The sequence below is a fragment of the Alicyclobacillus acidiphilus NBRC 100859 genome, assembly GCF_001544355.1.
Taxonomy (GTDB): Bacteria; Bacillota; Bacilli; order Alicyclobacillales; family Alicyclobacillaceae; genus Alicyclobacillus; species Alicyclobacillus acidiphilus.
This window is the reverse complement of record NZ_BCQI01000150.1, coordinates 1-1014: the sequence shown is the minus strand read 5'-3', so window position 1 is coordinate 1014 and position 1014 is coordinate 1. Positions and strand designations below refer to the sequence as shown.

General features: G+C 48.4%; 1 protein-coding gene. It reads right to left on the bottom strand.

The annotated features are described in order from the left end of the window. Positions 1 to 830 (bottom strand): LacI family DNA-binding transcriptional regulator (locus AAC01S_RS18495; RefSeq protein ID WP_169794102.1); only part of this gene is annotated, 830 nt, incomplete at its 3' end. Between the last annotated feature and the right edge of the window lie 184 nt (positions 831 to 1014).

The following is a 1014-nucleotide window of genomic DNA, read 5'->3' as shown; positions in this document are numbered from 1 at the left end:
GTATCATTAAATCCGACGATAGAAACATCGTCCGGAACAGATATACCAGCATCACTTAACGCCCTCATTGCGCCTACAGCTAACAGATCACTCGCGATAAAGAATGCAGTTGGCATGGATTGGGATTTGATCGCTTGGTTCATCATTTCGTAACCGTCATCCACCATCCAATTTTCTGCGATAAACACGCTCTCGGCCCGCAGAAGTCCTCGCTCATTCATCATGCTCTCGAACGCGCTTTTTCGTTCATTCAGCCGATGGACCATCTGTTTGCCACCAATGAATCCAATGTCCCGATGGCCCAGGCCAAACAAGTAATCCAAGACTTTGCGCGTCGCCTTCGCATAATCAATGATCACCGAATCGTATCGATCGACTGTTGACTCGCTATCGATATAGACCGCATGTTTGACGCCTGAATACATATCTAAATTGATCGCCGAATTTTCACCTATCACTACCAAACCATCCAACTGGTTGATATCCGCAAAGGAATCGTTGTGGTAATACATCCGGATTCCATGTGAAGAACCAAGCCCTAGGTTCGCAAGTTCTCGTTCAACACCCGAACGGATCGAGAGAAAAAATCGGTCCCAGTGGTCCACTTGAGATTTATCCCAAAACTGTACAATTCCAATCTTGCCGGCACTGTGTTGTTGCGGATGGCTCTTCCGGTGTTTACTTGACCGGTAGTTCATTCGACTGGCGATTTGTAGAATGCGCGACCTCGTCTCGTTCGCTACAGAAAAGGTTTGATCTCCACTAAGGACTCGAGAGACTGTAGATTCGGAGGTATTGGCTTCGCGAGCTATATCTTTTAAAGTGGCCAATCGCCACCCTCCCTTCATGTTGTTATGTTATTAAAAACTTGAGTAAATATTGCTTCAAAAATGACTTTTTCGAAAAAGATTTGGCGGACCAACCCTCGCACATTTCGGAAGGCAAGGAAAGGGAGCTGGGAGCTGGGAGCTGGGAGCGCGGAGGCGCGGGGGCGCGGGGGCGCGGAGGCGCGGA